This is a genomic window from Kribbella jejuensis (assembly GCF_006715085.1).
Classification (GTDB): Bacteria; Actinomycetota; Actinomycetes; order Propionibacteriales; family Kribbellaceae; genus Kribbella; species Kribbella jejuensis.
Map to the genome: position 1 here is coordinate 398,317 of NZ_VFMM01000001.1, position 21,302 is coordinate 419,618.

General features: G+C 67.9%; 22 protein-coding genes. 5 read left to right on the forward strand and 17 right to left on the reverse strand.

Annotated features, from left to right (window positions below; all coding sequences use genetic code 11):
- The 10 genes from FB475_RS01865 to FB475_RS01910 all read right to left on the reverse strand — a co-directional run bounded on the left by FB475_RS01865 (position 1) and on the right by FB475_RS01910 (position 10,600).
- On the reverse strand, positions 1-1,137 hold the full coding sequence (locus FB475_RS01865) for an ADP-ribosylglycohydrolase family protein (protein ID WP_141851925.1): 1,137 nt from the start codon (positions 1,135-1,137) through the stop codon (positions 1-3).
- Positions 1,137-2,426: an ABC transporter substrate-binding protein gene (locus FB475_RS01870; protein WP_141851927.1), complete on the reverse strand. Its 1,290-nt coding sequence runs from the start codon at positions 2,424-2,426 to the stop codon at positions 1,137-1,139. The genes FB475_RS01865 and FB475_RS01870 overlap by 1 nt, the downstream gene beginning before the upstream one ends.
- Before the next feature lie 5 nt (positions 2,427-2,431).
- The gene (locus FB475_RS01875) at positions 2,432-3,265 is read right to left on the reverse strand and encodes a carbohydrate ABC transporter permease (protein ID WP_141851929.1); all 834 of its coding nucleotides are present in this window, start codon (positions 3,263-3,265) and stop codon (positions 2,432-2,434) included.
- Entirely contained in the window at positions 3,262-4,185 is a 924-nt protein-coding gene (locus FB475_RS01880) for a carbohydrate ABC transporter permease (RefSeq protein ID WP_202878235.1), read from the reverse strand. The genes FB475_RS01875 and FB475_RS01880 overlap by 4 nt, the downstream gene beginning before the upstream one ends.
- On the reverse strand, positions 4,182-5,171 hold the full coding sequence (locus FB475_RS01885; RefSeq protein WP_141851931.1) for a LacI family DNA-binding transcriptional regulator: 990 nt from the start codon (positions 5,169-5,171) through the stop codon (positions 4,182-4,184). Before FB475_RS01885 ends, FB475_RS01880 begins: the two co-directional genes overlap by 4 nt.
- Before the next feature lie 133 nt (positions 5,172-5,304).
- Positions 5,305-7,110 (reverse strand): hypothetical protein, encoded by a 1,806-nt coding sequence (locus tag FB475_RS01890; RefSeq protein WP_141851932.1) that lies wholly within the window; start codon positions 7,108-7,110, stop codon positions 5,305-5,307.
- A 172-nt stretch (positions 7,111-7,282) separates the two neighbouring features.
- Positions 7,283-8,233: a potassium channel family protein gene (locus tag FB475_RS01895; protein WP_141857754.1), complete on the reverse strand. Its 951-nt coding sequence runs from the start codon at positions 8,231-8,233 to the stop codon at positions 7,283-7,285.
- Positions 8,205-9,314: a GNAT family N-acetyltransferase gene (locus FB475_RS01900; protein ID WP_141851934.1), complete on the reverse strand. Its 1,110-nt coding sequence runs from the start codon at positions 9,312-9,314 to the stop codon at positions 8,205-8,207. The genes FB475_RS01895 and FB475_RS01900 overlap by 29 nt, the downstream gene beginning before the upstream one ends.
- Before the next feature lie 82 nt (positions 9,315-9,396).
- A complete protein-coding gene (locus FB475_RS01905) occupies positions 9,397-9,786 on the reverse strand; it encodes a hypothetical protein (protein WP_141851936.1) in 390 nt (129 codons plus the stop codon).
- Positions 9,787-9,799: 13 nt separating this feature from the next.
- Entirely contained in the window at positions 9,800-10,600 is an 801-nt protein-coding gene (locus FB475_RS01910) for a GNAT family N-acetyltransferase (protein WP_141851938.1), read from the reverse strand.
- Between the two features lie 83 nt (positions 10,601-10,683).
- Between FB475_RS01910 and FB475_RS01915 the strand changes: the two genes are divergently transcribed.
- Together FB475_RS01915 and FB475_RS01920 are read left to right on the forward strand one after the other, a co-directional pair.
- Positions 10,684-11,298 carry a hypothetical protein gene (locus FB475_RS01915; protein WP_238331904.1) on the forward strand — a complete coding sequence of 205 codons (615 nt, stop codon included), beginning with the start codon at positions 10,684-10,686 and terminating at the stop codon, positions 11,296-11,298.
- Between the two features lie 384 nt (positions 11,299-11,682).
- Positions 11,683-12,405, forward strand: coding sequence for a hypothetical protein (locus FB475_RS01920; RefSeq protein WP_141851942.1), 723 nt, complete (start codon positions 11,683-11,685; stop codon positions 12,403-12,405).
- Positions 12,406-12,412: 7 nt separating this feature from the next.
- On the opposite strand, the gene FB475_RS01925 is transcribed toward FB475_RS01920, so the two are convergent.
- Positions 12,413-13,468, reverse strand: a complete 1,056-nt coding sequence (locus FB475_RS01925) for a carboxylate-amine ligase (protein ID WP_141851944.1) — start codon at positions 13,466-13,468, stop codon at positions 12,413-12,415.
- Positions 13,469-13,509: 41 nt separating this feature from the next.
- On the opposite strand from FB475_RS01925, the gene FB475_RS01930 reads away from it, so the two are divergent.
- Both FB475_RS01930 and FB475_RS01935 read left to right on the forward strand, forming a co-directional pair.
- On the forward strand, positions 13,510-14,247 hold the full coding sequence (locus FB475_RS01930) for a HipA family kinase (RefSeq protein WP_141851946.1): 738 nt from the start codon (positions 13,510-13,512) through the stop codon (positions 14,245-14,247).
- Positions 14,244-14,618, forward strand: a complete 375-nt coding sequence (locus tag FB475_RS01935) for a DUF3037 domain-containing protein (RefSeq protein ID WP_141851948.1) — start codon at positions 14,244-14,246, stop codon at positions 14,616-14,618. The genes FB475_RS01930 and FB475_RS01935 overlap by 4 nt, the downstream gene beginning before the upstream one ends.
- On the opposite strand, the gene pgm is transcribed toward FB475_RS01935, so the two are convergent.
- From pgm to FB475_RS01965, 6 genes are read right to left on the reverse strand one after another with little or no spacing between them, the layout of a single operon-like run.
- Positions 14,615-16,237, reverse strand: coding sequence for a phosphoglucomutase (alpha-D-glucose-1,6-bisphosphate-dependent) (gene pgm / locus FB475_RS01940; RefSeq protein WP_141851950.1), 1,623 nt, complete (start codon positions 16,235-16,237; stop codon positions 14,615-14,617). The genes FB475_RS01935 and pgm overlap by 4 nt on opposite strands.
- Positions 16,238-16,260: 23 nt before the next feature.
- Complete coding sequence (locus FB475_RS01945) at positions 16,261-17,727, reverse strand: fused MFS/spermidine synthase (protein WP_238331905.1); 1,467 nt, start codon at positions 17,725-17,727, stop codon at positions 16,261-16,263.
- 17 nt (positions 17,728-17,744) lie between these two features.
- Positions 17,745-18,104, reverse strand: a complete 360-nt coding sequence (locus tag FB475_RS01950; RefSeq protein WP_141851954.1) for an MmcQ/YjbR family DNA-binding protein — start codon at positions 18,102-18,104, stop codon at positions 17,745-17,747.
- A gap of 4 nt (positions 18,105-18,108) precedes the next feature.
- Positions 18,109-18,774, reverse strand: coding sequence for a response regulator (locus FB475_RS01955; protein WP_141851955.1), 666 nt, complete (start codon positions 18,772-18,774; stop codon positions 18,109-18,111).
- Positions 18,749-19,927 carry a sensor histidine kinase gene (locus FB475_RS01960; RefSeq protein WP_141851957.1) on the reverse strand — a complete coding sequence of 393 codons (1,179 nt, stop codon included), beginning with the start codon at positions 19,925-19,927 and terminating at the stop codon, positions 18,749-18,751. The genes FB475_RS01955 and FB475_RS01960 overlap by 26 nt, the downstream gene beginning before the upstream one ends.
- A 13-nt stretch (positions 19,928-19,940) precedes the next feature.
- Entirely contained in the window at positions 19,941-20,483 is a 543-nt protein-coding gene (locus FB475_RS01965; protein ID WP_141851959.1) for a hypothetical protein, read from the reverse strand.
- A 230-nt stretch (positions 20,484-20,713) separates the two neighbouring features.
- Between FB475_RS01965 and FB475_RS01970 the strand changes: the two genes are divergently transcribed.
- Positions 20,714-21,244 (forward strand): hypothetical protein, encoded by a 531-nt coding sequence (locus FB475_RS01970; RefSeq protein WP_141851961.1) that lies wholly within the window; start codon positions 20,714-20,716, stop codon positions 21,242-21,244.
- Positions 21,245-21,302: the final 58 nt, after the last annotated feature.

Here is a 21,302-nt window from a genome sequence, read left to right on the forward strand (position 1 = left end):
TCATCGCGTCAGACCGTCCAGCGCCGCGTTCCGTCGCGCCCAGCGCTCGGCGTCAGCCGCCCGGATGTCCTGCGCGACCCCCGCCATCACCCGGCCAGGCTCCAGCAGCTCCGTCTTACTCGCCTCGGCAACGTCTGTCACCCACTCCTCGGGCACGCCGCCCGCGCCCTGGAGCGCGCCGGTGATCGCACCGGCCATCGACGCGATCGAGTCCGCGTCCCGGCCGTAGTTCGTCCCGCCCAGAACCGCCCGCCGTACGTCACCCTCGGACACCAGTACGAACCCGAGCGCAACCGGCAGCTCCTCGATCGACTTGGTACGACTCGGCCGCCGGGAGTCCATCGACAGCTCGCGGTAGTTCGGCCCGACCAGGTCGTACGGCTCGATTGCCTTCCGCAGTACCGGGATCGCCTCCTCCCAGTCGGTGACTCCAGAGGCCGCTTCGGCGACCGCCTCGACGGCCCTCCGAGTGCCGTCCTTGGCCAGCCGCAGTCCGGCCTCAACGGCGGACTCAGGCGTCGCGCCGGGTGCCATCGCTGCGGCGACGACGGCCGCGAACACCCCGGCCGCCTCCCGCCCGTAGCTCGACTGGTGTGCCCCGGCGACGTCCAGCGCCTCGGCGTACGCGCCCTCGGGATCGCCCGCGTTGGCGATCCCGACCGGCGCCATGTACATCGCCGCGCCGCAGTTCACGATGTTGCCGACGCCGGCCTCGCGCGGGTCGACGTGCCCGTAGTGCAGGCGGGCGACCAACCACTTCTCGGCCAGGAACACCCGCTGCAACAGCAGCGCGTCCGCCTCGAGCTCCGGGACCCAGCGGGTCCCGTTCAGCATCTTCGGCACCAGCGACTCGGCCACCGCGTAGGCGTCCAGGTGGGTACGGCGTTCGTCGTACACCTCGACCAGGGCGTGCGTCATCAACGTGTCGTCGGTGATGTGCCCGTCGCCCTTGTGGTACGGGGCGATCGGACGCGCGGTCCGCCAGTCCTCGTACCACGGGCCGACGATGCCGGTCACCCAGCCGCCGTGCCGTTCCCGGATCGCCTCCGGCGTCCAGCCCTCGACGGCTCCACCGATCGCGTCACCGACCGCGGAACCGGCGAGGACTCCGACTGCTTTCTCTTCCAGCAGGGACATCAGTTGTTGACCTGACCCCATCCGTCGCTCAGCTTCTTGCCCAGGGTCGCGAGGTCGGTCTTGTTCGCCAGGAACTCCTGGAACGCCGGCGTCGCGATCTGGTCCTTCCACTTCGGGTAGTTGTCCACGCTCTGGAACGGCGCCTTGGTCAGTTCGGTGCCGGAGGCAAGCGTCTGCTGCCAGCCGTTCTTCCCGCCGGTCGCCTTCTGGATCGCGTCCCGGGCCGCCTGGGTGCTCGGGATCAGCTGGTCGCCCTGGCCGACCGCGGCCAGGTTCTCGGCCTTCATGAAGAAGTCGATGAACTTCGCGGACTGCTCGATGTGCTTGCCCTCGGCCGGCACCGACAGCGTCTGCGGGTTCGCGGCCTGCTTGGTGCTGGTGCCCTTCAGCGGCGGCAGCACCTCCCACTGGAAGCCCTTCGGCGCCTCGGAGAGGATCTGCTGCGCGACGTAGTTGCCGGCCACAATCATCGCGTACTTGCCGGCGTAGAACCCGGGCAGCACGTCGGTACCGCCCAGGGTCAGCGAGGTCGGGTCGATCGACTTGTCGTCGTAGGCCATCGCGTGGATCCGCTTCGGCACCTCGAGCTCGGCGTCACCGACGGTCGCCTTCGCGTCCTGGCCGCTGCCCTCGAAGTACTTCGCGTCGAAGTTCAGGCCGAGGTTCAGCATCGTCGCGGTCGGGCTCTTCAGGCCCCAGCCGAGACCGAACTTGCCGGGCTTGGTCAGCTTCTTCGCGTCCGCGGCGAAGTCGTCCCAGCTCAGCGAATCACCGGTCGCGTTGACCCCCGCGGCCTTGAGCAGCGCCGTGTTGCCGAACACGACGTACGACTGCAGCAGCGTCGGCGCGCCGTAGATCTTGCCATCCTTCGAGGTGGTGTCCCAGACGCCCTGCGAGACGGCGTCCTTGGTCTGCTGGCTCAGGTACGGCGAGAGGTCCGCGAGGTAGCCCTGGTTGATGAAGCCGGTGATGTCGGCGGACTCGTCGTGGATGATGTCCGGTGCGGTCCCGCCCTGGAACTGGGTCACCAGCTGGTCGTGCACCGAGTCCCAGCTGCCCTGGACGTACTCGACCTGGATGTTCGGATTGGCGGCGTTCCAGTCGTCGACGATCTTCTTGGTCGCCGCGACGGTGCTCTTCTGGAAGGCGAGGCTCTGGAACTTGAGCGTGACCTTCTCGTTCGAACTGCCCGAGCCGCTGCTGTTGTTGTCGTTGCTGTTGCCCCCGCACGCGGCGAGCGTCACCAGCGCCCCCACCGCGAGCAACGCGGTCATGACCTTTTTCATCATCTCTCCTAACCTTTGACTGCGCCGCTCAGCAGGCCGGACGTCAGCCGACGCTGGAGGAAGGCGAAGAACACGAGACTTGGCACGGTCGCGAGTACCGAGGCGGCGGCGAGCGGCCCGAACTGCACTTGGCCCTCGGCACCGACGAAGCGGGCGAGCACCAACGGGAGGGTCTTGAGCTGCGGGTCCTGCAACAGGACCAGCGCGAAGAAGAACTCGTTCCACGCCGAGATGAAGGTGAACATCGCGGTCGCGATCAGCCCCGGCCGGAGCAGCGGCATCACGATCGAAACGATCGTGCGCAGCCGTGACGCGCCGTCCACGGACGCGGCTTCCTCGAGCTCCCGCGGTACCGCGGCGACGTACCCCTGCAGCATCCACAGCGCGAACGGGAGCGACCAGACCATGTACACGATCACCACGCCGGGGATGGTGTTGGTCAGGTGCAGGGGCCGAAGGATCATGAACAGCGGGATCACGATCAGGATCACCGGGAACACCTGGCTGACCAGGATCCAGCCGTTCGTCAGCGGTCGCAGCCGGCTGCGGAAACGCGCCAGCGCGTACGAGACCGGCAGCGCGACGATCAGCACCAGGATCGTGCTGTAGATCGAGATCTGCAGGCTGTTGCCGAGACCGCGGATCAGGCCCTGCTCGGTCAGCGCGTCGGAGTAGTTCGAGAACTCGACGTGCTTGGGCAGGATCGACGGGGTGATGCTCGCGAACTCCTGCGGTGACTTCAACGAGCTGGAGATCAACCAGAGCAGCGGAAAGCCGAGGAAGACCAGATACGCGAGGACGGCGACGTACTGGAGGACGCGGGTTGTCGGCCGGGTTCTCATGCTTCGCTCCGCAGGCGGTTCCGGAGGTAGAAGAACAGGAACAGGATGATGATGACCACCATCACGTCGCCCATCGCGGCAGCCATCCCGAAGTTCCCGTAGCGGAACGCCTCGTTGTAGGCGAACAGCATCGGCAGCATCGTCTTGCCGCCCGGTCCCCCCGCGGTCAGCACATAGACCAGGCCGAACGAGTTGAAGTTCCAGATCATGTCGAGGCTGGTGATCGCGACGATCACGGTCCGCAGTTGGGGCAGCGTGATGTACCAGAACTGACTCCACGCGCCGGCGCCGTCGACCGCGGCCGCTTCGTACAGCGTGCGGTCGATGCCCTGGAGCCCGGCGAGCAACGTGACCGTGGTCATCGGCATACCGACCCAGATGCCGACCACGATCACGGCCGGCAGCGCGGTGCTGAAGTCGCCGAGGAAGTTGATCGGGTGGTCGGTGAGGTGCAGCTTCTGCAGGATCTCGTTGACCGGGCCGTTCGTCGGGTGTAGCAGCAGCCGCCACATGATCGCGACGACCACCGGAGGCATCGCCCACGGGATCAGCGCGAGCGTCCGGGCGACGCCACGGAACTTCAGGTCCGTGTTGAGCAGCAGCGCGAGGCCGAGCGCGGCGACGAACTGCAGGATCGTGACCGACAGCGTCCAGATCACGCCGATCCGGAACGAGTCCCAGAACAGGTTGTTGTGCAGGAGTTTGGCGAAGTTGTCGAAGCCGACGAACTTGCTCTCGACGTGCAGGCCGGCGCGGGCGTTGGTGAAGCCGAGCGCGATACCACGGATCAGCGGGTAGACGCTGAGGATCAGCACCGGCAGCAACGCGGGCAGGAACAGCAGGATCGCTTCGCGGTTCTGCTTCGGCTTGCCCTGCTTCTTCCTGTTCAGTTGTGGTGGCGCGGTGAGGGTAGCCGTCACGGGGTACTCCTCCTGATACTCAACGAGGGTTGTACGACGATCCGCCGCGGCGCCCGCTCGTTGTCCTCGATCCTTGCCAACAGCAACTCAGCCGCCCGCCGCCCCCGCTCCGCCGAGCCCAGATTCACACTAGTCAACGGCGGAAAACTCTGCTCAGCCAGCTCACTGTCGTCCATCCCCACCACCGCAACATCGTTCGGTACGTCGAAACCAGCCGCCGCCAACTCGTGCATCAACCCCACGGCGAGCAGATCGTTCGCACAGATCACGGCATCGAACCCGGCACTCTTCAGCAGTTCCGGTGCTGCGGTGCGGCCGGCAGCGAAAGTGAAGTCGGTCGCCTCGACCGCGGCGACGGGCTGGAGGTTGTGGGCTTTCAGGGCCTCGGCGAAACCCTTCGCGCGTGCAGCACCGGGGACTGTGTCGGCGGGGCCGTTCAGGAACGCGATGCGCCGCCTGCCGCAGTACGTCAGGTGGTCGACGGCGAGCAGCATGCCCTTCGGAGAGTTCGCGCGTACCGTGTCGACGCCTGCCTTGGACGGCACGCTACCGGCGACTACTACGGGTACCTCACACTCGCGGATCGACTTGATCAGGTCCTCGTCGACGCGGATCGGGCTGATCAGCAGGCCGTCGGCGTACCCGCGCGCCATCCCGCGCACCAGCGCGACCTCGTCGACCACGTCCGGACCGGTCGTCGTCACCACCAGCCGATACCCGGCCGCGGACACGACCTCCTCGACCGCGCGCATCATCGTCACGTACACCGGGTTACCGACGTCGGCGACCGCGAGCGTGAGCTGGAACGTCCGCCCCACCTTCAGCGACCGGGCCCGCGCATCCGGCACGTACCCGAGCTCGGCGACGGCACGCTGCACCCGCTCGGTCATCTCCTCGGTGGCCGGCAGCCCGTTCAGCACGCGCGACACCGACGCCACCGAGACTCCCGCCGCGCGGGCCACCCCAGCAATCGTCGGACGACTCACGCCGACCTCCTGTAATCGTTCTTGTAATCGTTTACAGAGCCGACGATAAACCGTCACCCGCCCCCAGCACAACCTCGAGCACCCACCGGCCTCGAACGACCGGTGGGTGCTCGGGTCCCCTGTCAGGTGCGGGTCAGCAGCGGGTGCTGAGTTGTGGGTTCGGGAGTACCGGACTCGTGGACGTCCCGCCGAAGCGGGCGAGGTCCGGCGTACCGTACTGCGCGGTCTTGCCGAAGGTCGTCTTCGTCCGGTTCGGGATCACGTTGCCGAAGTTCCAGACGCACAGACCCGAGTGGCCACCGAGCGACGACCGTCCGAGGGACCAGAACGGGTAGAACGCCGCGCCTACCGGCGGCACCGTACAGCCGGCACCGGTGATGGTGTTGCACAGGATCTCCGACGCGCCCACGTTGGTCTCGAACTGCACCGACGGATACGGATGCCCGCCGCCGGTGAACGGCCCGAGATACTCGAACGAGGTCGGATGGCCGGCCGACCCGTCCGGCCAGTCGGCCAGGTACGACGTCCCGTCGAAGTCGAGATCGCCGTTCTGGAAGACATTCTCCTGGCATCCCGCGATCGGCCACTTCTCGATCACCACCTTGCCGTTCACGAGCGTGATCCGCGGCCCGGCGATCATGCAGTTGGCGCCGGAGAACTCACAGTTGGCCCCGGACGCCGAATCGTTGGTCGGGCACGCGGCACCGGTCTCGGTGGTCGCGTTCTGGCAGATCCCGGTCGCCGGGTCGCACGGACCCTCACCCGAACCGCTGCCCTCGTTGCCACCGTTGCAGACCTGGTACACGTTCGGATCGGAGAAGCTCTGACCGTTCGGGAAGGTGTCGTTGACCGGCAACCGGCTCGAGACACTGTTGCACGCCTCGAAGTGACCGAGCTCGTCCTGCATCAGCACGCCGCCCTCGAGCGCGGCCCACGGTACCTGGTTCTGCTGCTGCGCGCTGCTGAACTCCGGGTGGAAGTCGAAGGGCGTTCCGGTGCAGTCCGCGATGTTCGTGTTCATGAAGCCGTTGGCCGCGGACGCCACGACCCAGCCGGTTCGCCTGGTACTGAGATCGTTGACTTCGGCAAGTAGGCCGTGCGCTGTGTCGCGCATCACCACCCGCAGTACGTCGCCCTGGTGCATCTTCAGCGTCTTCCTGTTCGGCGTCAGCGTCGACACGTCGGTGAGCTGCGGGCTCGGCGGACCGGGCGGCACGCCGTCGGTCTGCAGGTACGAGAAGTTCACGGGCTCGATGCAGTTGTTGTTGCAGGTCGCGAACCCGAACGTGCAGGCCAGGCTGTCGATGGTCAGGGCCGCGCACCACTGGCTCGCGTCACAGCTCGGACTGTCGATGAACGGCGCGAACCCGGGTGGGTAGAACTGCAGCTCCAGGAAGGCCGAACCCGCACTGTTCGGGTTGTTGATCGCGGAGCTGTTGGTGTCGCTGTCCGGTGTGCACGGGTTCTGCGGGTACGACTTCGGGTCGCACATCGGCAGTCCGAACCACGGCGCCGGGCTGAGTTCGGCGTACCTGCTGACCTTCGTGCTGTTGACGGTCGGCTTCGCCTTCGGGTCCTTGGACAGGCGCATGAAGTACGTGATGTCGTTGGCACTTCCCGGTCGACTGGAGATGAACTTCACCGACGGTTCGTCGTGGCCGATGTAGTGCTCGTTGTCCTCGAACCGCCAGGGCACTCCGTTCTTGTCCACCTTCACCGGGTCGGTACACAGGCCGCCGAGGCCGTGCTTGACCGCCTTGTACTTCGGGCTGAACCCGTTGCAGTCCAGCATGTTGGTGGCGTTCGGCTTGACCCCGGTCGGAGCCGGAGCCGCGGCCGTTGCCTGCCACCCCAGAGCCGGCATCATCGCGATCGCGAGTGTGATGACCGCGGCCCCTATACCCCAGCGATTTCTCCACCGATAACTCGATCTGCGCATCGGCGCGCCTCCACCCCGCACAGGGGGCCCAGGCTGGGCCGGCGACGGCGCAGGGCCCCCCTAGTTGGGCCGCCGTCGGTGCAACAAGCCAGGCTTAATCCTCGCTGTCACCCAGTGTCAATAGGTGGATACAGTTCTCAGCTGGCACTCAGGGGCGTCCTCAGACGCCCTCTTAGTCTTCGTCCTCGTCGGCGCCGGGGCGTTCAGCCCAAGGGGTTTCCTTGGCCGGGCGTACGACGATCAGTTTGTCGCCGGCGGCAAGGACCGACACGTTGCTGTCGTAGTACCGATGGACCTTGCCGTCGCGGACGACCGAGACCACCCGGTCCGGAACGGCGGACGGCGGCTTCCCGACCTCGCGGCCGAGCACCGGGCGCTCCGCGACCTCGAGCCCCTCGCCGTAGGTCAGCAGGTCCTCCATCACCTCGCCGAGGTTCGGGCTGACGGCGGACAGGCCGAGCAGCCGGCCGACCGCCTCCGACGACGTGACGACCGCGTCCGCGCCGCTCTGCCGGAGCAGCGGGACGTTGTCCTCCTCCCGGACCGCGACCACGATGTGCGCGTTCGGGTTCAGTTGCCGGACGGCCAGCGTGACCAGTACGGCGGAGTCGTCCCGGTCCGTGGTCACGATCACCTCGCGGGCCGACACCACCTCGGCGCGCCGCAGTACCGTCCGGTTCGTGGCGTCGCCGTGGAAGGCGGCCATCTGGTCGTTGCCCGCGTCACCGATCGCCTGCGCCCGCGGGTCGATCACCACGATGTTGTCGCGCTTCACGCCGTTGCTCAGCAGCGTGTGCACCGCGGACCGGCCCTTGGTGCCGTAGCCGACGACGATGGTGTGGTCCTTCATCCGTTTCCTCCAGCGCGTGTCGCGCATGATCCGGCGACCCTCGTTGGCCAGCACTTCCAGTGTCGTACCGACCAGAACCACCAGGAACGCGATCCGCAGCGGAGTCACGATGAACGCGTTCACCAGCCGGGCGCCGGGCGACACCGGAGTGATGTCGCCGTACCCGGTCGTGGTGAGCGTGACCGTTGCGTAGTAGATGCTGTCGATCAGCCCGACTTTGCCGTCGTAGCTGTCCCGGTACCCGTCACGGTCGATCACCACGATCAGCACCATCACTGCCAGCAGCCCCAGCGCGACCAGGAATCGGCTGAAGAGCTGAAAGAGCGGCGAGCGTGTGCTCGCGGGCAGGTTGACCAGCAGACCGTGGGGGTTGCGACCGGTGGGAAGGGGTGGCACGGTTCAGACGATATTGCACTCCGGCCCGATCCACCGCATGCGACAGGCTCCGGTCGGACAGAGCGACACTGACCATCAGGCTGTCGCCGTCCTGCACCACCCGCGATCGCATCCGCAACCGCTCCAGGGTGCGGAGCATCGCAGTGTTCTCCGGCTGCACCATGCACACCACCCGGTCGGCGCCGAGCGCGCGGGCTCCGTTGACGACCTCACGGAGCAGCCGCAGCCCGAGGCCTTGTCCCTGCCAACCGTCCTCGACCAGTACGGCGACCTCCATCGTCGTACTGCCCAGCTCCTCCCACGGCGCGGCCGTCGCCATCCCGATCACCGCGTCGTCAACGCACGCGACGATCGACACGCCACCGGCCGGCGCGGACAGGTGCCGCGCTGTGCGGGCGGTGAGCTTCGGCATCGGTACGTGGTACCGGCGGGTGCGGCTCTCGTACGAGCAGCGGTCGTGCATCGCGACGACAGCCTCGGCGTCGTCGACGGTCGCCGTCCTCAGTACGGGTACGGCAGAACCGGGCCGCGGACCTTCCGGCGTCTCCAGCCGCTCGGCCAGCCGGCCGGCGATCTCCACCAGTACGTCGGCCCGCGCCCACTCGGCGGGCGTGTACTCGTCGAACCCCTGCAGGTTGCCCAGTTCGTCGTCGACGGACACCGGGTCGTCGATCAGGCGCAGGACGGCGCGCAGGTACCGGGTCGGGGCGTCGTGGAGTACGTCGGCCTGGCACGGGCGGACCGTCGTCCGGGCACACCCCGCTTCGGCGGCCAGTTTGGTCAGATCGTCGGCGGTCCAGCCGACGCCGGTGGAGACGACCAGTTCGTCGATCGCACCGTTCTCGGAGGTGAAGACCTCCAGGTGAAGGATGTTGATGTCGTCCGCACCACACCGTGCAGCGAGTTCGGCCAGCGCACCGGGCCGGTCGGCGAGTTCGGTCCTGATCTTCCAGAGCATGCGGACGCCCTCCCTCGTGGAAACGTGCTCCCACTGTGCGCTGGAGGTGTTGCCCGGCCGGGTCCGGGATGTTACGCCCGCGTCAACGTTTCCGGCGGACCCTCGGCAGGTGCGGCTTGCGCGAAGGCACGATGACGGGCGTCTCGCGCTTGTCGAGGTCCGCGTGCCGGAGCAGCTCGGGGTAGCTCGCCTGCGGTACGGCCGGGTACGTCGTCACGATCGCGTCGCCGGAGAACACGAAGAAGATCGCCTGCCCGTCCTTGATCACCTTGAGCAGGGTGCCGTCGCGGACCGTCGTCGCATGCTCGAACGCCTTACGCCGCGCGGTCCGCTTCGCCCACGCAGCCTGCACCGCCTGCTGCGCTGGCTCCCGCCCGTGCCGCACGGCCTCGACGACGAGCGGCCCGTACCGCACGCCGTACTTCACCAGGTTCTTCGCCAGTTTGCCGTTGGCCTTCCCCGCGCCTGCCATGTGTCGAGCGTACTCACGGCTTCCAGATGTACGGGATCGTCACCGAGACCGGGCGCAGGCCGAGGCGGGCGAGGATGCCGCGGCTGTCGGGCGACGCGTCGACCTGCAGGTACCGGTACCCGCGCTCGGCCGCCAGGTTCCGGCGGTACGCGACGTGCGCGCGGTAGATGCCCTTGCCGCGCCACTCCGCGAGCGTCGAACCGCCCCACAGCGAGGCGAAGTCGGTGCCGGTGTGGAACCGGACCCATGACGCGCAGACCACCTTGGGGTCGTCCTCGTCGGTCTCCGCCACGATCACCGTGGCCGGATCGTCGTCCGCGATCGCGCGGCTCAACGCGTCCGGCAACCAGTCGTGTGAGTAGCCCCACACCTCTTCCTCCATCGCCTGCATCCGCTCGAGATCCGCGCGCTCGGTGATCTCGCGCAGGCGGACGCCCTCCGGCAGCACGACCTCGGTCGGCAGCTCGGCGACATCGCCGATCAACAGGCATTCCTCTTCCTCCGGTACGAACCCGGCTCGGGTCAGTCGGTCCGGCAGGTCCGCCGGCAGGTCGTGGGTGTAGTACTTCCACTCGAACTTGGCCTGCCGTTCGGAGAAGTACGCGACCTGGTCGGCGATCAGCTGGTCGAGCTCGGCGCCGTCGACGCCACCGAGGAACTGGACGAAGCCGTCGCCCTCGAAGCCGGTCCTACGGATCAGGTGCCCGAGGTGGTCGACGCTGCCGCCCTTCGCACTGCCCGGGCGGGTGCGGATCTGCTGGTCGTACGCGGTGCGGAGCGCGACCGCCTGCGGAGAGTCGTCGAGAGGAATCACGGGATCAGTAGACCAGGCGGACGGTCCGGCGCCGCAACCCGATTTCGCGGGTCGGCATGCGGGTGTCGGTGCGGTCAGGCACCATGGAGGCCGTGACCACCCCCAATCCGCGTCGGCCGATCATGCCCGGCAACAAGCTGTTCGAGTCGCTGCCCGGCGCCGCCGACCCGGCGACCGTGACCGAGGCCGCGCACCGGACCGCCGAACTGCTCGTCCGCGGGGTGCGCAAGTCCGAGGACGCCGAGGTGCACGCGCGGGTGGTCAAACTCGCCGACGAGTACGGCCTCGACGAGCTCGCCGAACTGTGGTCCGACTCCCCCGCGGACTCGCTACCCGGCGCACTCTGGCGGCTGTACGTCCTGCGTTCCTGGGTGCACGCCAACGCCGACGAGGTCTCGCGTGAGTTCACCACCGGGCGTTCGTACGCCGAGGTCCACGCCGTCGTCGCCGGTGTCGCGGAACCTCCCGGTCCGCGCGAGGTCCGCGACATGGTCGACGCCGTACTCCGCGGCGTCGCGACCGGTGACTTCGCCACCACCCTCGACCGCGCCGCCGCCTTCGCCCGCATCATCGCCACCGGCCGCGCCCACCTCGCCGACGACGGCCACGACCAGGTACTCTCCGCCGCCAAACTGGTCGAGACCGCAGAACAACTGCAGACCGCGGCCCGCTCGGAACGCGCCGGACAACTCTGGTAGTTGCACGCTCGCCCAACCGGTGCTATAGCCGAATCCCAACAGGACAAGGCGTTTGAGCACCCGCTACACTGTTCGAGGTGCCGGGCCGGTGCAAGCCCCGGGTCCCAAAATAAGCCGCTACGAGCGGCCACGCGCCGTGAGGCGCTTCCCGACCCGGCACCCTCACAAACCTCCCCCGCGCGCTCCGCGGCTGGCGGGTTGTTTCAGCCCTGGCGGCTGGCGGGTTGTTTCAGCCCTGGCGTGCTATAAACCCGCCAGCGACCAAAAACCCCGCCAGCGGCCCCCCGCCCGCGCAGGCGATTCAGGTCGTACGGCCGGGCGCGTGGCGGGCGTACGACCGGAACGCCGGCGGGCTAGACCTCTGCGCTGTTAGTTTCGCTTGGTGTGAAGAGGATTGGTGTGGTTGGGCTGGTGCTGGTGGTGGCGGGGTGTTCGACGGTTCAGTCGAAGGATGTTCGGACCAGTGGGATCAGTGCGACCTACGTGGTGACGCTGCCCGACGGCGCAGATGTCGCGAACGTGAGTGCCTCGTACCGGGTGGGCACGCTGACGTTCATCGAGCTCGGCGACGGTGAGTCGGTCACCTCGTCCGGGGGTGGCAAGAGCGTGCAGCTCAAGCACCACAAGACCGCCGGCGTCACCGACTACGACGGGCAGCTCGACGGTGTGGTGTCCGCCGGTACCGAGATCACCTTCGATCTCCAACGTGGAAGCGCCGACGAGTCCGCGCCGGCCTCGACGGTGAAGCTTCCTGAGCGGGTCAAGTTGACGGCACCACAGACCGGTACGACGTACTCCCGCCGCGCCCCCATCCTCGTACGGTTCGCTTCCGGGCCGTCCGATCTGTCGTCGCTCGTCACCTGGGCGGGCGACTGCATCGAGCCGGGCAGCCTGCAACTGGAAGCCGGCCGCACCGAGGTGAGCATCCCGCCCGGGTCCCTTCGCCCGGTGACCGGCACCCCGACCCCCGGACGAAAGCCCGCGACCACGTGCGAGGTCTCGATCACCCTCACCCGGCGCACCGAAGGCACCCTCGACAAAGCCTTCAAGGACGGTTCGATCGCGGCGCAGACCGAGTCCTCCCGCCAAATCATCTCCACGCCATAGCCGAAGGCTAGGACTTGACCTCCGTGAGGGTGACCACGTCGTCGCCCTCGCGGAACGCCTTCCGTTGTTTGATCGCGCCGTTTCCCTCACGCAAGGAGCGCTCGACGCCATCGCGCACCAGTTCGACGGCGTCCAGCTGTTGCAGGGCGGGTTCGACGTACTGCTGCAGTTGGCCGATCACCTCGGCCATCGGCATTGCCTCCGCCTTGAAGACGTCGACGCCCTGCGCGCTCAGTCCGTCCCGGGCGGCCAGCCAGTACGCGGCTCGCAGTACCTCGGGCTCCGGAGTCGGCCCCTGGGAACCGTCCTCGAGCGCGGTCATCACGATGGCGCGGACGAGCGTCGCGATCACCACGGTCTCGTCCACCGTGAGCGGGACGTCGCTGACACGCACCTCCACTGTCGGCAGGTGCGACGACGGCCGGACGTCCCAATACACCATCTGCTCGTCGATCAGGGTCCCGGCCGCAAGATGCATAGCGACCAGTGCGTCGTAGTGGTCGGCGGACTCCAGGTACGGCGGTGGGCCGGCGCATGGCCAGCGTGTCGTCATCAGCCAGCGCCAGCTGGCGAACCCTGTGTCCTGGCCCAGGTAGATCGGCGAGTTGGCGCTGAGAGCGAGCAACACCGGTAGCCACGGGCGAACGTGGTTGCTGACCCTGATCGCAGACTCTCTGTCCGGAACCCCCACGTGCACATGGCAGCCGCAGACGCCCTGCTCACGAGCCAGCAGACCCCACTGACGGGCCAGCTCCTGGTACCGCGGTTTCGTGGTGATCGACTGCGCTGCCCGTCCATGTGGAGGTACGGCGATCGCCAGCAGGCGAGCGCCTTCGTCCGCCGCAGCGGAGGCCAGCTGCGAGCGCATACCGATCAAGTGGTCGCGCAGCTCGTCAACAGTCGTACAGACCGGCGTGTTGATTTCCACCATCGCCCTGCTCAGCTCCAGCTGGACGTCCAGTTCTTGCACGTCGGCAACCACGGCACGGCTGCGCGGTAGTGGTTCCCCACTCGCGGACACGAGGAGTAGCTCTTCCTCTACTCCGAAGGTCGGAAGTTTCACCCACCCCAAGTACCCACCACCAACCGGTTAGGCTCTGCACCGTGAGTCTGCCTGTTGTCACCGCGACCCGGTACGTGCTGCCGCTGCGCGAAGGTGGTTCGTTGCCGGGTGTTGTCGAAGGCAACGACCTCGGGACGTACGTGATCAAGTTCCACGGCGCCGGACAGGGGCCGAAGGCACTGGTTGCCGAGGTGATCGTCGGCGAACTGTTCCGCCGGCTCGGGCAGCGGGTGCCGGAGCTGAAGCTGATCGAGCTCGACCCGGCGATCGGGAAGTCCGAGCCGGACTTCGAGATCCAGGAGCTGCTGATCCGCAGCGCCGGGCTGAACCTGGCCGTCGACTTCCTGCCGGGCTCCTTCGGGTACGACGGATCGGCCGGCAACCCGGGCGACGACGCGATGGCGCGAATCCTCTGGCTGGACGCGTACGTCGCGAACGTCGACCGCTCGTGGCGGAACACGAACATGCTGGTCTGGCACAAGAACCTGTGGCTGATCGACCATGGTGCGGCGCTGTACTTCCACCATTCGTGGATGTCGGCGGAGAAGTTCGCTGCACAGCCGTACGACGCATCCGATCATGTGTTCTCGGTGGCAACTCCAGGTGTGGCGAAGGTTGATGCCGAGCTGGCTGCGGCGATCAGCCCTGAACTGTTGACGGAAGTGATAGCGCTTGTGCCTGACGAGTGGTTGGGCGACGGCGACCGTGAGCAGTACCTGGGACATCTACTCGCGCGGCTGGAGAACCGCGGCGCCTGGGTGCCGGGGGGTGTGCGATGAAGCCCTTCGACTACGTGATTCTGCGCGCGGCGCCGAGGATTCAGCGGGGTGAGTTCATCAACGTCGGTGCGGTGCTGTACTGCCGGGCGCTCGACTATCTGGGAGCCGGCTGGGACGTCAAGAGAGAGCGTCTGCTGGCCCTGGACCCTGGTGTGGACGTTGATGTCGTGTGTGCATCGTTGGAACAGGTTCGCGCCATCTGCGCCGGCGATCCGGTCGGCGGACCAGCGGCCGCCACCTCGATCGGTGAGCGGTTCCGGTGGCTTGCTGCGCCTCGCAGTACCGTCGTGCATCCGGGGCCGATCCACAGCGGGATCACCACGGACCCCGCTGCGGAGCTGGAACGGCTGCTCGACGCCTTCGTGCGCTAGGCGAGCGCGGCGGACACCACGTCGCGTGCCTGCTCGAACACCTGCTCCAGGTGGTCGGCGCCCTTGAAGGACTCCCCGTAGATCTTGTAGAGATCCTCTGTCCCCGACGGGCGTGCGGCGAACCACGCGGACTCCGTCGTCACCTTGAGCCCACCGATTGCTGCACCGTTACCGGGTGCGTGCGTCAGCCGGTCCACGATCGGCTCTCCGGCCAGCTCGGTCGCCGTGACAGCGTCTGGCGTGAGGGCGGCCAGCTTGGCCTTCTGCTCACGGCTGGCCGGCGCGTCCACCCGGGAGTACGCCGAGGCACCGAAGCGGTCCACCAGCTTGGCGTGCGCCTGTGACGGCGTCTCCCCGGTCACTGCGGTGATCTCACTCGCCAGCAGCGCAAGGAGGATGCCGTCCTTGTCCGTGGTCCACACAGTGCCGTCGAAGCGCAAGAAGCTCGCCCCTGCCGATTCCTCGCCACCGAACCCGACGGAGCCGTCCACCAGCCCCGGTACGAACCACTTGAAGCCGACCGGCACCTCCCACAACCTGCGGCCCAGGTCGGCCACCACGCGGTCGATCAGCGACGAAGAGACCAGCGTCTTGCCCACAGCGACGTCCGGACCCCACTGGCGGTTGTTGAACAGGTAGGAGATCGCCACGGCAAGGTAGTGGTTCGGGTTCATCAGCCCTGCGTCCGGTGTGACGATGCCGTGCCGGTCCGCGTCGGCGTCGTTCCCGGTCGCCACGTCGTACTTGTCCCGCTGCGCGACCAGCGATGCCATCGCGTACGGCGAGGAGCAGTCCATCCGGATCTTGCCGTCGTGGTCGAGTGTCATGAACGACCAGGCAGGGTCAACGCGCGGGTTCACCACGGTCAGGTCGAGGCCGTGCCGCTCCGCGATCGCGGCCCAGTAGTCGACGCTCGCACCGCCGAGCGGGTCGGCGCCGATCTTCACACCGGCGTCACGGATCGCGGCCAGGTTCAGCACCGACGGCAGGTCGTCGACGTAGTGTCCGACGAAGTCGTAGTCCCCCGCGTGCTGGCGCGCCTGCTCGAACGGCTTGCGCCGTACCTCCCGGTTGCCGGCCGCGATCAGGGCGTTGGCGCGGTTGGCGATCCAGCTGGTCGCGTCGGAGTCGGCCGGGCCGCCGTGCGGCGGGTTGTACTTGATACCGCCGTCCCGCGGCGGGTTGTGCGACGGCGTGATCACGATGCCGTCGGCGTCCGCACCGGCGCCCCTGTTCAGCCGCAGGATCGCGTGCGAGACGGCAGGCGTCGGCGTGAGCCGGTCCGCGCTGTCGACCAGCGTCTGTACGTCGTTACCGGCGAGCACCTCGAGCACCGTCCGCCAGGCAGGCTCGGAGAGACCGTGGCTGTCGCGGCCGACGAGCAACGGGCCCGTCGTACCCTCACCGGCCCGGTACTCGCAGACGGCCTGGGTGATCGCCAGGATGTGCGCCTCGTTGAAGGCGCCGTCGAGACTCGAGCCGCGGTGCCCCGACGTACCGAAGACGACCTTCTGGGCCGGGTTCTCCACGTCCGGGGTGATGTCGTGGTACGCCGCCAGCATGGCGTCGACGTCGACGAGGTCCTCGGGCTGTGCTGGCTGGCCTGCGCGTGGGTGCATGACCACATGCAATCACAAGAACCTCAGCTGCCGTACGGCGTGAGCAGCTGATCCACAGGCGCGTAGTCGTCGGTCAGGACCGGTGCGTCGCCGGCGAACGAAGCCAGCTGGTCGCGAATCTGCATGTCCGGCCCCAGCTTGTCCGCGATCGCGGGGACGGCGATCGGCCGATCGGAGGCGAGCACGACGAAGTTGCCGCCGCCGGTGCCGGCGAACTCGTCCGCGCGGGCGATCAGCGCGACGTACGGGAACTCGGCCTGCACGGTCCTGAGCTCGGCCTTCGCGAACTTCGCCGGCCCGTAGTCGATCACGTTGATCAGGTAGATCCCGTCCGGCCGCAGCACCCGCCGTACGTCGGCCACCACCTCGCGCGTGGTCAGGTGCCAGGGCACCGACACGCCGCTGAACGCGTCCATCAGGACCACGTCGCGGCTGTCGGTCGCCTCGTCGCGGATGCCGAGCCGCCCGTCCTTCACCGTGATGTTCAGGTCCGGTCCGGTCCGTACGCCGAGCTCGCGCTTGTCCAGCTCCACCACCGACGGGTCGATCTCGTACACCTGGTGCCTGCTGCCCGGACGCGTCGCGGTCAGGTACCGCGCCATCGTCAGGCCGCCCGCCCCGATGTGCAGCGCACTCACCGGCTGCCCCTCCGGACGACTGCCGTTGATCGCCGCCGCGAAGCTCTTGATGTACTCGAACTCCAGGTACGTCGGGTCGTTCAGGTCGACGTACGAGTGCCGCAGCCGGTCCAGGTACAACGTCCGGCCGCCGTCCCGCGCCGGGTCCGCGACGACGCGAGCACAGTGGTACGCCGTCTCGACCTCACACGGGCGCGGCGCGACCAGAGTCAGCGTGGCCCCGATGACCGCGAGTACGACGGGCTTGACCGCATCACGAACTCCACGCAGCAGGAGTGTCAGTACGGCGCCGACGACGACCAGTGCTGCTCCGAGGGTCAGGACGATCGCACTGATCGGCACGGTCGCCACGAACACGAAGCCGGTGAGCACAGTGCCGACGATGCCGCCGACCGTGGCAAAGGCGGACAGCCGTCCTACAACGGTTCCTGTCTGCTCCAGTGTGGCCAGCCGCAGCTTGGTGACCATAGGAGTGACCGCGGCGAGCAGTGAGGCCGGCGCAAAGAGAGTGATGGCCAGCACCAGAAACACCAGGTTGCTCGCGTCAGCGCCCTGCAATGACTCACCCGTCCAGCGGACCACTGGGAGGACCAGCATCACCAGAGCGCCACTCAGCAGGAACAGAGGACCTAGGGTGCGGTGCGGTGGCACCACGTCCGCGAACCGGCCGCCCATCGCGGCACCGGTCGCGATAGCCGCCAGGGCTACTCCGATGACCGCGGTGTTCGTCTCCAGCGTCAGCCCGATGTACGGCGCCACCAACCGGAGCGAGACAAGCTCCAGCACCATGACAGCAGCCGAACTCCCGAACGCCAACCCCACCGCCAGTTTCTGTCCCACCGGCTTGTCCACCACGTCACCCTATAGGGCTAGGTGTCGGCGTCCAGGCGGGCGATCAGTGTCTTCGGGGCGGTTTGGCGGTAGGCGGTCTCGATCAGGTCCTCGAAGTGGGCCCAGTCGACGTCGACGTCCAGGTAGACCCCGAGCCAGCCGCGGTGGCCGACGTACGGCGGGCGGTAGAAATGCTCCGGGTCCTCGGCGACCAGCGCCTCCTGGACGCCTAGTGGTGCCGCCATCCAGACGCCGAGGCGGTCGTCGTGGTGGTGGTCGGCGTACATCACGAACGTTTTCTTGTCACGGACGAACCAGGTCGGCTCGCCGTGGCTCGGCCGCTCGGTCACCTCGGGCAGTGCAAGGCACAGGCTGCGTACGCGTTCCAGGACGTCCATCTGACTAGTGTCGCGGACCAGGGATCACCACGCCGGATTCGTATGCGTACACGACCGCCTGCGCGCGATCCCGGAGGTCCAGCTTGGTCAGGATGTTGCTCACGTGCGTCTTGACGGTCTGCTCGGCGAGCACGAGGTCATCCGCGATCTCCCGGTTGGACAGCCCTCTGGCGATCAGGCGCAGTACGTCGGTCTCTCGCGGCGTCAGCCGGGTCGGTGTGACCGGTACGACGGGTTGCGCGCGAGTGAAGTCCTCGACGAGCCGACGAGTGACGGACGGAGCCAGTAGAGCGTCTCCTGCCGCGACCACCCGTACCGCAGCGGCCAGCTCGTCCGGGGTCGAGTGCTTCAGCAAGAACCCGCTCGCACCGGCGCGGAGCGCTGCATACACGTAGTCGTCCAGGTCGAACGTCGTCAGCATCACGACCCGCGGCGGCGCACCTGGCGTGGTACCGGCGAGGATGCGCTGGGTCGCGGCGAGCCCGTCGAGTACGGGCATCCGTACGTCCATCAGGATCACGTCCGGTTTCAGCTCGCCCGCCAGCGCCACCGCCTGCGCGCCGTCGCCTGCCTGGCCGACCACCTGGATGTCCGGTTGCGCGTCGAGCAGCGCGGTGAAGCCCGCGCGCACCATCTCCTGGTCGTCAACCACCAAGACCGTGATCGCCACCCGCCACCTCCTGTCCGATCGGAATCACTGCCTGCACCAGATAACCGCCTTCAGGGGTCGCCCCCGCGTTCACCGTGCCGTCAACGAGCGCCACCCGCTCCCGCATCCCCCGCAGGCCGTGCCCGCTTCCAGGAGCCGGTACGACGGGACGCGGCGGCTTCTCGTTCTGCACCGTCACCTCCAGCTCGCCCGCGGTCCGGCGTACCGCGACCTCTACTACTGCATGCAGGGCATGCCGTACTGCGTTGCTGAGACCTTCCTGTACGACGCGGTACGCCGTGAGCTCTACAGCCGGGTCCAGACCTGACGGGAGGTCGCTCGTCAGCCGCACGTCCGCTCCGGCACGCCTGGTGCTTTCGACGAGCTCAGCAACGTCCAGGAGCCCGGGCTGCGGTCCTAGCTCCTTCGGCTGTTCGGACGGCTCGCGCAGCAACCGCAGTACGCGACGCATCTCGGTCAGCGAAGCACGTGCCTCGTCGGCGATGCCCGTGAACTCCTCACGTACCGCGGCGGGTACGTCGGTGAGCCTGTGGGGAGCACTGTCCGCGCGGACGACCACGACAGACAGGTGGTGCGCTACGACGTCGTGCAGTTCACGGGCGATTCTCGCGCGCTCCTGCAGCCGCTCTCGCTCGGCCCGCTCGACCTTACTGATCGTCTCCTGTTCAGCCAGGCGGCGCCTCGTCTCGCCTCGCGAACGCAGTAGATCCCCGACCACAACCGCTACTGCGGACAGCACGGCCATGGTGATCAGCCCGCGCCACCCGCCGCGGTCCGGGGCCAAGGTGATCGCTACCACGCCCAGTGCCTGCGTCACGATCCACCAGCCGACCTGCTCCCGCCGGCCGAGACCGCGCGCACCTGCGATCGCTAGGACGAACGAGTGGCCGAACGCTGCCGTCGTACCCCACGGCCAGGGCTCGCTCGAGCTGACTGGTGTGGTGAGCGCAGCCGTGACCGCTGTGGTGATCAGTGAGACGACTACGGCCGCACGTGGACGCAGCCAGGACAGGCCGAGCGACAACGCGCGCGCGATCGCCAGGGCCAGTACGACCTCGAGTGCTACGTCGTAGTGCTGCCCGAGATCCAGGACCGTCAGGAAGAGCAGCCCCGCGACCGTCAGGCCCGCGACCCACCTGTTTGGCGTCTGCACACTCGGACCCTACTCACACCTGCTGCAACCAGGCGAAGAAGAACGCGCACGTACCGGCAGCCAGCACGATAGTTGCCGGCAGCACCCACTTGCGCGTCCCCTGGACCAGGAGCGTCTGCAGCACCGCGATGCCACGCAGTACGAACAAGAACGCCACGATGCAAGGCAGGGCGATCACGCCATGCGCCAGCCACGCGCCAGCGCGGGACGGCCCGCCCCAGGTGCCCGGCTCCACTGGGCCGTGCTCCACGAGACCCCAGAACGGCCCACGGACGATGGCGAGCACGGTCAGGAACAGTACGAAGAGGGCGGCCAGCCCGAGTACGGCGCTCAGCAGGCCGTACCCGAAGGTCCCCGCGTTGCTCGTCGGCTGCACCTCGGCGTGGCCGGTGCGGTACTCCCCCAGCCTGCGCCAGCGTCGGGCAGCCGTCTCCGGCTCGCCGAGGACCGCGTCCGCCAGGGTCTGAAGGCCGACCGGCAGCAGCAGGACGTCGTACATCACCGAGCGATGCCAGCGCGGTGCCTGCGTGATGGGGCGGGTCAACGTGTGCGTCATTGCGTTCTCCTCGGTCTCAACTCCTGAGATCGAGGCTAGGAAGCGGACCGCCGCGGCGCCTCCGGCCAGGGAGCCGATCGTGGGCCAGTACTCCGGTAGGGGGTCATTGTGATTCAGGTCACAGTGACCACGATGCGTGCCGCCGCGTTACACGGTCAGTGCCGGACGGCGCGCTCAGCGCCGGCGTCACAAGGACGGGGGCCTCGTCCGACAGGAGGATCTCGGAGATCATGCGCTTGCGGAACGTTGCGGTGACCGCCTCACTGCTACCGGTCCTGCTGCTCCAGGGCTGCGGTACCGACGCCGGGATGGCCGCCGCCGCACCCGCCGCCCACAAGGCGACCCGGGCCGCGACCACCGACGCGATCGGATCCGACGACCCGGTGCTGAACGCCTACTACGCGTACCGCGTCGCGCTCGACGTGATGATGCGCAGCGGCGGCGGCAAGACCGAGCAGCTCGAGTCGGTGATGACGCCGAAGATGTTCCAGGCGATCAGCGCGCAGGCGAAGTACTTCCGGACCAACAAGCTGCACAACACCGGCCTCACCAAGGTGGTCTGGGCCAAGCGCACGCTCGCCTCGAACGGCGTCCTGGTCAACGCCTGCTACGACACCACCGCCGCCCGGACGGTGAACGCCCGCGGCCGCGGCGTCCTGCCGAACACCACCCCGACCCGCTGGCTGGACCAGATGCGCGTCGTCAACCAAGGCTCCCGCTGGATCGTCGACGGCGGTACCACCACCCCCACCGCTTGCTGATTTGTGGCGGTGCGATCACGATCGCGCGCTCACCGGATTGCTCGCGGTAACCACGGGC

What these genes read in the sequence shown, in the direction of transcription:
- FB475_RS01865 (WP_141851925.1), bottom strand. Translation starts at nt 1,137, where the DNA reads ATGTCCCTGCTGGAAGAGAAAGCAGTCGGAGTCCTCGCCGGTTCCGCG.
- FB475_RS01870 (WP_141851927.1), bottom strand. Translation starts at nt 2,426, where the DNA reads ATGATGAAAAAGGTCATGACCGCGTTGCTCGCGGTGGGGGCGCTGGTG.
- FB475_RS01875 (WP_141851929.1), bottom strand. Translation starts at nt 3,265, where the DNA reads ATGAGAACCCGGCCGACAACCCGCGTCCTCCAGTACGTCGCCGTCCTC.
- FB475_RS01890 (WP_141851932.1), bottom strand. Translation starts at nt 7,110, where the DNA reads ATGCGCAGATCGAGTTATCGGTGGAGAAATCGCTGGGGTATAGGGGCC.
- FB475_RS01895 (WP_141857754.1), bottom strand. Translation starts at nt 8,233, where the DNA reads ATGGTGCTGATCGTGGTGATCGACCGTGACGGGTACCGGGACAGCTAC.
- FB475_RS01900 (WP_141851934.1), bottom strand. Translation starts at nt 9,314, where the DNA reads ATGCTCTGGAAGATCAGGACCGAACTCGCCGACCGGCCCGGTGCGCTG.
- FB475_RS01905 (WP_141851936.1), bottom strand. Translation starts at nt 9,786, where the DNA reads ATGGCAGGCGCGGGGAAGGCCAACGGCAAACTGGCGAAGAACCTGGTG.
- FB475_RS01915 (WP_238331904.1), top strand. Translation starts at nt 10,684, where the DNA reads ATGGAGGCCGTGACCACCCCCAATCCGCGTCGGCCGATCATGCCCGGC.
- FB475_RS01935 (WP_141851948.1), top strand. Translation starts at nt 14,244, where the DNA reads ATGAAGCCCTTCGACTACGTGATTCTGCGCGCGGCGCCGAGGATTCAG.
- pgm (WP_141851950.1), bottom strand. Translation starts at nt 16,237, where the DNA reads ATGCACCCACGCGCAGGCCAGCCAGCACAGCCCGAGGACCTCGTCGAC.
- FB475_RS01950 (WP_141851954.1), bottom strand. Translation starts at nt 18,104, where the DNA reads ATGGACGTCCTGGAACGCGTACGCAGCCTGTGCCTTGCACTGCCCGAG.
- FB475_RS01965 (WP_141851959.1), bottom strand. Translation starts at nt 20,483, where the DNA reads ATGACGCACACGTTGACCCGCCCCATCACGCAGGCACCGCGCTGGCAT.
- FB475_RS01970 (WP_141851961.1), top strand. Translation starts at nt 20,714, where the DNA reads ATGCGCTTGCGGAACGTTGCGGTGACCGCCTCACTGCTACCGGTCCTG.